The 8,632-nt window shown below is 74.9% G+C and carries 5 protein-coding genes; 2 read left to right on the top strand and 3 right to left on the bottom strand.

The features are described from left to right. The first annotated feature begins 7 nt into the window (after positions 1 to 7). Both ACFVSN_RS36865 and ACFVSN_RS36870 read left to right on the top strand, forming a co-directional pair. On the top strand, positions 8 to 730 hold the full coding sequence (locus tag ACFVSN_RS36865) for a response regulator transcription factor (protein WP_380502432.1): 723 nt from the start codon (positions 8 to 10) through the stop codon (positions 728 to 730). Further along, positions 727 to 2,130, top strand: a complete 1,404-nt coding sequence (locus tag ACFVSN_RS36870; RefSeq protein ID WP_387957803.1) for an ATP-binding protein — start codon at positions 727 to 729, stop codon at positions 2,128 to 2,130. The genes ACFVSN_RS36865 and ACFVSN_RS36870 overlap by 4 nt, the downstream gene beginning before the upstream one ends. Positions 2,131 to 3,072: 942 nt before the next feature. Here ACFVSN_RS36870 and ACFVSN_RS36875 read toward each other — a convergent pair. The 3 genes from ACFVSN_RS36875 to ACFVSN_RS36885 form a co-directional block, all read right to left on the bottom strand. Then, complete coding sequence (locus ACFVSN_RS36875; protein ID WP_387957805.1) at positions 3,073 to 3,762, bottom strand: hypothetical protein; 690 nt, start codon at positions 3,760 to 3,762, stop codon at positions 3,073 to 3,075. Positions 3,763 to 4,142: 380 nt separating this feature from the next. Then, a complete protein-coding gene (locus ACFVSN_RS36880) occupies positions 4,143 to 5,297 on the bottom strand; it encodes a DUF6183 family protein (protein WP_387957807.1) in 1,155 nt (384 codons plus the stop codon). A gap of 113 nt (positions 5,298 to 5,410) precedes the next feature. Continuing rightward, the coding region (locus ACFVSN_RS36885) for a polymorphic toxin-type HINT domain-containing protein (RefSeq protein WP_387957809.1) at positions 5,411 to 8,632 on the bottom strand (3,222 nt) is incomplete at its 5' end.

The raw sequence follows: 8,632 nt of genomic DNA on the forward strand, positions 1-8,632 counted from the left end.
GACCCACATGATCAACGGGCAAGCCAACGGGCAAAGAGTGCTGGTCGTGGACGACGACCCCGAGGTGCGCGCCGCCGTCGAGGACGGCCTCGCCATCGAGGGCTACCAGGTGCGCGGCGCCGCCGACGGCCTCGCCGCCCTCACCGAGGTCGCCTCCTGGCAACCCGACGCGATGGTCCTCGACCTCCTCATGCCCGTCCTCGACGGCCTCGCCGTCTGCCGCCGCCTGCGCGCCCTCGGCGACCGCATCCCCATCCTCGTGCTCACCGCCCGCGACTCCGTCAGCGAACGCGTCGACGGCCTCGACGCCGGCGCCGACGACTACCTCGTCAAACCCTTCGCCCTCGACGAACTCGCCGCCCGCCTGCGCGCCCTGCTGCGCCGCAGCGCCACCGCCCCCGACGAGGAACCCGGCCTGCGCTTCGCCGACCTGGAGGTCGACCCGCACACCCGCACCGGCACCCGGGCCGGCCGCCCGGTGGAGTTCTCCCGCACCGAATTCGCCCTCCTCGACGTCCTGCTGCGCCACCCCGGCCAGGTCCTCCCACGCGAGGTGATCATGGAACGGGTGTGGGGCGCCGACTTCGGCCCCGACTCCAACTCCCTCGCCGTGTACGTCGGTTACCTGCGCCGCAAACTGGAAGCCGGCGGCGAACCACGCCTGGTGCACACCGTGCACGGCGTCGGCTACCGCCTCGGCACCCCCGACACCCCGGACCGGGCGACATGAGGGCGGCACACGCCCGCTGGCGACGCCGGCGCCCACTGCGCACCCGGCTCGCACTCGCCTGCACCGCCGCCGTCGCCGTCGTCGCCCTCGGCATCAGCGCCGCCGCGTTCAGCGTCGTGCGCTACGAACTCAACCACCAGCTCGACCAGCACCTCACCCAGCAGGCCACCCTCGTCCAGCAGCAGCACCGCGACCAAGGCCCCCAGGTCGTCTACGGCGAATGCAACTACCTCGCCGCCCCCGCCTGCGCCCAGATCGTCCCCGCCGACCCCACCAAGACGGCGAACGAGCCCTACCTGCTGCCCGTCACCCCGACCACCCGCCAGGTCGCCGCCCGCCAACGCCCCGGCTACTTCACCGACCTCACCATCGGCGGCCACCCCGCCCGCATGCTCACCACCCCGATGACCGCGGCACCACCCGGCACCCGCCAAGCCGTCCAGGTCGCCCTGCGCTCCGACAGCGTCGAGGAAGGCGTCCGGCAGGCCGGCGCCCTGATGGCCGCCGTCGCCGCGGGCGGCGTCCTGCTCGCCGCCCTCCTCGGCCTCACCGTCGCCCGCACCTCCCTCGCCCCCGTCACCCGCCTCACCCGCACCGCCGAACGCATCGCCGCCACCCGCGACGCCGGCCTGCGCATCGACCTGCCACCCGGACGCCGCGAGGACGAACTGACCAGACTCGCCGACAGCTTCAACACCATGCTCGGCGAACTCGAACAGTCCGTCGCCGCCCAGCGCCGCCTCGTCGCCGACGCCTCCCACGAACTGCGCACCCCGCTCACCGCGCTGCGCACCAACGCCGAACTCCTCTCCCGCGCGGACCGCCTGACGGACAGTCAACGGGAGCGGGCGGCATCCGCGCTGCGCCGCCAGCTGCGCGAGGTGACCGGCATGGTCAACGACCTCATCGAACTCGCCCGCGACGAGGAACCCCAGCCGCTGCTCGAACAGGTCGCCCTCGCCCCGCTCGTCGAACACTGCGTCGACACCGCCCGCGGCCACTGGCCGGCCGTGGCCTTCACCCTGGACACCCTGGGCGACCGGGACGCCCTCGACGCCCCCGCGGCCGAACGCACCGTCGCGGGCGTCCCGGCCCGCCTCGCCCGGCTGCTCTCCAACCTGCTCGACAACGCGGCCAAGTTCAGCCCGCCCGGCGGCACCGTCGAAGTCCGCCTCACCCGGCTGGAGCTCACCGTCCGCGACCACGGCCCCGGCATCGCCCCCGAGGACCTCCCGTACGTCTTCGACCGCTTCTACCGCGCCTCCGCCGCCCGCGCCCTCCCCGGCTCCGGCCTGGGCCTGGCCATGGCCCGCCAGATCGCCCAGGCCCACGGCGCCACCCTCACCGCCGAAGCCGCCGAGGGCGGCGGCGCCCTGTTCCGCCTGCGCCTGCCGGCCTGAGCGGGGCGGCGATGCCGGCCGAACCCGGGAGGCTCGCGGCTCCGGTTCGCGCTCGGCCGGCCCGGCGAGTCCGCCCCGCCGCGCACAGTTCTGCCCGGCCCGCGCCGACGCCCCGGCGCGGGGGAGCGGGCCGGTATGGGGGGAACGGGACCGTCATACGGTGAGCAGGGTCACGTCCCCACGGGCTCGCCGGTCGGGCCCGGCCCGGCGCCGCACCGGATTCTGCTCGCCGCGGCCCCTCTGCGGGCAGGCCGGGCGCCGGGGCACCCGCAGCGGCACGGGCCCCTCGCCCGGCCCTGGCCGGCGCCACGGCGCCCCAGCGGGGGCCGTCTGCTGCCCGGCCCGGCCTGCGGTCTCCCGCGTGTCCTCGCCGTGGCACATCGGCCGGGCAGGGCGCTCGGGTACCCGTCGCGGCGCGGCCCCGGCGAGTGGTGGGCGAGCTCTCGCCCTCCGTGGCCTGTCCGGTCGGCTCCGGCCCGCGTCGGCGCCGCAGTGTCTCGCCGGCTGCGGGTGCCCCGGCGGGACGATTCGCGGCCCGGGCCTGACCCGAGGAGCCCCGGCGCTTCCCCGTCGTGGCGCGTCAGCCGGTCGGTCGGGCAGGGCGCTCGGGTCGGCTCCGGCCCGTGTCGGCGCCGCAGTGTCTCGCCGGCTGCGGGTGCCCCGGTGGGACGATTCGCGGCCCGGGCCCGACCCGAGGAGCCCCGGCGCTTCCCCGCCATGGTCAGCCCGCGGTCTGCGACGGCCGGTCCGGGATCCACAGCGGCGCCGGGCCGTGGTGGGGCGTGTGACGTGCTCCGCAGTCGTGCGCTCGGGGCTTGGCCGGTACCTCGGCGTCCTCGCCGCAGCCACCTGCCGAGCCCCCTCAGCCGGTCGGCCCCCGGCGGACCCGGCGGCCTGCCCGGGTGCCCCGCAGGGGTGTGTGCGGGCCCCTCGCCCGCCCTCTCAGCCCGCGGTCTGCGACGGCCGGCCCGGGACCCACAGTGGCGCCGGGCCGTCGTGGGGCACGGTGCGGTCGGCGAGGTCCTCCAGCCACCGGCCGGCGCGGGCCGGGTCGCCGTCGCCCAGTTCGACCAGGGCGGTGGCGGCGATCCGGGCGCAGGACAGCAGCAGGGCCAGGGTGTCCTGGCGGCGGTGCCGCTCGCGGACGTAGGCCTCGCAGCGTTCGGTGATGTGCCGGCCGTGGGCGTCGCGGTCCTCCGGGTCCTCGGCGGTGATCGCCTGGACGCCGTGCCACACCAGGACGAGCGCGGCGGGCTCGCTGGGGTGGGCGGTGTCCGCCCAGTGCGCCCGTTCGCGGGCCTCGGCCGACCACAGGCCCAGCCACTCCAGCGCCGCGGGCCCGTCGTCCCGCCGGGCCCGCAGGACCAGCTCCGCGGCCCGGCGGGCGAGCGACTCCAGCACCGCCCCGGCCGGTACCCGCAGCCCGGGCGCCGGCGAATCGCCGTAGGCCAGCCACGTGTCCGCGAACGACGCCGCCCGCACGTGCCACAGCCATGCGGCGGCCCCGGTGGACCCTTCGGCGGCCCCGTCCGGCCCGCCCGCCCACTCGTCCGCCGCCAGCCGGACCAGACCCAGACCCGCGACCCGCGCCGCGTCCCCGTCCAGCCCGAGCAGCCATCCACTCCTCACCACGCACCGCCCCCTCAGCGCCCACCACCAGGCCCGTCGCCCGGCAACGGGGCACATCCCACCACACCTGGACGGGGACGAACCAGGTACCCCCTGTCACAACGTGATTACGGCATCATGTACAGGTCACCCGGCCGGGCCCGCTCCCGGGCGGCCGGCCAGGGCCCCGGCGCGGGCTCTTTCTCTTCGGGGCCGACCCCTGGGACGCCTTGCCGCGGACTACCGGCCGGCGGCCGCGAGCACCTGCTGGTTCTCCGCGACGTCGGCCGCGGTGAAACAGGCCGGGTTGTTCACGGTGATGTGGGCGGCCGTCGGCAACGATGGCCCGGCGTTGCCGCACGGGGCTATTGACGTCGCGACACCCGTCGGCCGGACGGCCGCGGTCAGTCGGTGTCGGTGGCGGCCAGGACCGCGAACTCCTGGCCGCCGGGGCGCAGGGCGGCGAGGGCGAGGTCCCAGGCGACGTTGTGGAACCAGGGGGCGGAGGCGGTGCCGATGCGGAACCAGCTGGTCTGCCGCACCCGGTCGGCGGTCTCGGCGATCGGTGTGTCGGCGGGGCCGGCGGTCAGGGCGGCCAGGGAGCGCCAGGCGGCGAGCCTGCCGTAGGCGCCGTAGCAGCCGTGGCCGTAGGCCGGTGCGCGCAGCGCGGCGGTGAGCAGGGTGCGCAGCGCGAGGTCGGGGCTCGACGGGTGGAGCCTGGCCGGGGCCTCGTCCGCGGGCCAGGGGGTGAGCGGCAGGAGGGCGAGGAGCGCGGGGACGTCCTCGGGCGTGACCGGGTCCGGGAGCCAGAACTCCTGGGCGGCGATCTTCCCGTTGGACTGGGCGAGCCAGTGGGCGACGGCCGCGCCCATGGCCTCCACGGTCGCGGGCACGCCGGTCTCGGTGGGATCGGCGTCGGCCGTCCGCTGCCGCATCGCCGGCGTGGTCTCCAGTGCGTCGCCCGGCTCCGGCCACACGGGGGGAACCGTCCAGGTCCAGTCGTCCGCGGCGTCCGCGGGGCGCCGCAGCCCGTGTTCCTCGGGCAGCAGGTCCAGCGGCAGCACGGCGAGGGGGTGGCCCTCGGCCACGAGGGTGTCGGCGAAGGCGCGCAGCGCGGGGTAGCCGTTGACCGCGTCGGAGACGAGCACCGTCTCGTGGAGCAGGCAGGCCGCGAACTCGCGGGCCTGGGCGGCCTCGGGCACCTGGTCGAACACCACGTCGGCGATGTCCTCGATGCGGTGCCCGTGGGCCACGACCGCGGCCAGGTAGCGCGGGGAGACGCTCTGGTGCGGCGAGTCCAGCACGCGCACCAGGGCGCGCAGGCTGTCCGCTCCGGGGCGGGCGGCCAGGGCGTTCAGTGTCCAGTACAGGACCGCGGCGCAGTGCCCCTTGCGGTCCTCTCCCGTGGCGGTGCGGGCGGCGAGTTCCGCCGCGAGGTCGCCGGCCCAGCCGAACTCGCCGGTGGCGACCCGCGATTCGACCTCGGCGCGCAGTACGGAGACGTCCGAGTCCTCGGCCTCGCACAGGCCGTCCACTGTGCGGGTGATGTCGTTGCCCATGGCGTGATTGTTTCCCAACGTCGGGTGGCCCTCCGCAAAGGGCTCGGCCCGCCCCGTTCGACGGGGCGGGCCGAGCCTTCCTCAGGAGGGTCTCATGGATGGAAGAGGGTGTCTCAGCACACGACCGGGTAGGCGGTGTTGATACGGCCGGTCGCGAAGTCGACCGCCAGCCGGATGCACTTCTCGCCGTTCGTACCGATCACCCTGCCCATGGGGACGTCCTTGGCCCACGCGTCGACGGGGATCCCCTTCGCCCTCATGGTCCAGGCCTCGTCCACCAGGTCCAGGGCCTTGATCGGGTTGCTCTCGAGGAAGACGGTGTGCGTCGCCCTGCCCTGGATGTTCGACATGTGTTCGAGGACGTGGGCGATCTTGCCGGGCGCGTAGATCAGGCCGGCCGGCGACATGTGCTCGCCGTTGCCGAGGATGGCGAAGACCGCCGGGCACCAGTCGTCGGTGTTGGAGTTGTGCACCAGCACCGGGGTCGCGCCCGCGAGCACGTAGTACGTGTGGACGTTGCTGACGGTGAGGTTGTAGGCGGGCTGGAGTGTGGTCCAGTGCCGGGTGGCGGTGATCCGGGCGGTCTGGCCGTCGGAGGTGCGCAGGGTGTCACCGACGGTCAGGCCGGCGGCGTCGCGCCAGTCGTGGGCGCTCTCCGACCAGTACGGGTGGTGGTCGGTGGAGGTGACGGGCGAGGTGGTGCCGTCGGGCGCGGTGATCGTGAGTTCGGTGAAGTCACGGTCGTCGGGGGTGTAGATGGTGTTCTCGACGCGCTGCGCGGTCGTGGCGCCGGTGGCCGGGTCGGTGGCCGTGACCGTGTCCCCGACGCGGATCTGCTCGATGGGACGGCGGGTGCCGTCGGCCATCAGTACGAGGGTGCCGGCCGGGAAGCTGTTGGTCTTGCAGGCCTGCCGGAGGTTCTTGACGGTGTCGGCCTCGTCCTGGAGCTCGTTGACCAGGGCCGGGTCGGCGTTCGGGTTCTGCTTCAGGGCCGCGAGCGCGTCGTCGGTGCCGACGCCGTCCTTGAGCGAGGTGCGGAACTTGGTGATGGTGTCGGCCATGCTGGTGAAGCTGTTGATCGTGGCCTGGCTGTAGCCCTTGAGCGTCGCCTGGAGGGCGAGCTTGGCGTCCTCGATGCCGACGCCGGTCTCCAGGGCGTAGCGGAAGGCGATGATGCCCTTGCCGGCTTCGGCGAGCTTGCCGACGGGGGCGAAGGTCGCCGCCGCCCAGGCGCAGGAGGCGTTCAGGCCGGGGTTGTTGAAGCACTTGACGAAGTCGTCGGTCAGCAGGTGGAGGAGCAGCCTGGAGCTGTCGCCGGTCGCGCACCCGCCTTCCGGGCCGCAGTAGACCTTGTAGTGCTGGGCGTAGTCGGAGTAGCTGAGCTCGATGGTGGAGTCGTACGCGGTCTTGCCGTCGAGCTGCACGGTGTTGAGGACGACGGTGTCCCAGACGCTGTACTTGCCCTTGCAGGCGTCGACGGTCAGTCCGGCCTCGGGGCAGGTGCGCATGACGTAGTCGACGGTGCCGGTGACCTTGACCTTGACCGGGACGGTGCAGACCTGCTGCCCGGCGGCGTTGTTGTGCCAGGTCTTGGAGTCACCGAAGAGCCACCCGCCGATGGTGCCGGGGTCGTCGGTGATGCACTTGGACATGTCGTCCTTGACGATCTCCTGCTTCACGTCGTCGTGCGGGACGACCTCGATGTAGTAGGCCCGGCCGCCGCTCTCGCCGTTGCTCGTGTCCGAGCCGGCGGTGCCGGACGGGGTCTGGGCGTTGGCGGCCTCGGCCTGCTGCTTCTGGAAGACGGCGGCCTGGGCGTCGGCGGCGGCCTTGGCGGCCTCGGCGGCGCTCTGCTGGGCGGCTGCGGCGGAGGCCTGGGCCTGGTCGGATGCTGCCTTCGCGGTGGCCGCGTACTGCTGGGCCTGGGCGGCGTAGCCGGTGGCCGCGGCCGCGGAGACGCCGGCGCTGCGGGCCGCCTCGTTGGCGGAGGCGGCGCTGGCCTGGGCCTGCTGGGCGTACTGGGCGGCCTGCTGGGCGCTGGCCTGGGCGGCCTGGGCCGACTGCGCGGCCTGGTTGGCGAAGCCCTGGGCCTGCTGGGCGGACTGGCTGGCCTGGTTGGCGTAGCCCGCCGCCTGGTCGGCCAGGTTGCTGGCGGTGGCGTAGGACTGCCCGGCCTGGGCCGCGTACTGGCGCGCCTGGGCGACCGAGCCGTCGATGGTGGCGAGGTAGGCCGCGATGGTCGCCACGTGGGCGGCCGTGACGGCGTCGCGCTGCTGGGCCTTCAGGATCCCGGTCTGCAGGAACGGCACGAGGCCGTCGGCGGGGCCGGACAGGACGGCCTGCGCGGCCGCCTTGACCTCGGGACCCCCACTGGCCAGGGCCTGGGTGACCAGGACGCGGTTGTCGTCGTCGCGGGCCTTGAACTGGCCGGTGGTCAGGAAGGCGCGGACGTCGTCGATCGTGCCGTCCAGGGCCTTGCCGGCCGCGGCCTTCACGCCGGGGCCGCCGTTGGCCATGATCTGGGAGAGGGCGACACGGTCGTCGTCGTCCTTGCCCGGGTACTGGCCGGTGGCGAGGAAGGCCTTCACCTGGTCGGGGGTGCCGACCGAGGCGGTCTCGGCGGCCAGGCGCTTCTCCAGCTTGCCCGGCGCCTGGGCGATGGCCATGACGCTGGTGCGGTCGTCCCGGTCGCGGGCGACGGACAGCGTGCTGCTCAGGAATGCCTGGACGGCGCTGTCGTCACCCTCCAGGGCCGTCTGGGCGGCGGCCTTGGTCCACGGACCGCCGGCGTCCAGCAGGCGCAGCGCGGCCTGACGGCCCTTGAGGACGGCGGTCTTCGCGTCGACGCCGGACGCGGTGGCGTCCTTGATCAGCTGGTCGGTGTCGGCGGCGAACTGGGTGACCTTGCCGGACTCCCAGGCCGCGGTCCTCGCCTTGAGGTCGGCCTCGCGGGAGGCCTCGTCGGCGGCGGCCATCTCGACGGCCTGCTGCTCGTCCAGGCGCTCCTGGTCGGAAGCGCGGGCGATGTCGGTGACCTTGTGCGCCTGCTTGGCGGAGTTGTCGGCCGAGTTGGCGTCGGCGTCGGCCGCGGTGGCGGCGGCCTTCGCGACGTTGGCCCAGTTCGAGGCGTCACTGGCGTGCTGGCGGGCCTGCTCGGCCGCGGTGGCGGCCGCTTCGGCGTGCGCGGCCGCGTCGTTGGCGGCGCGCTGGGCGTCGCCGGCCGCGGCGGCGGCCTGGGCCGCGATCGCGACGGTGGCGTTGGCGGCGCGGGTGGCCTCGGCGGCGGCGCTCTTGGCGCGGGCGGCGGCCAGGCGGGCCTGGGCGGCGTCCGCGTC

The organism is Kitasatospora sp. NPDC057904 (genome assembly GCF_042887925.1).
In the GTDB taxonomy this organism is placed as follows: Bacteria; Actinomycetota; Actinomycetes; order Streptomycetales; family Streptomycetaceae; genus Kitasatospora.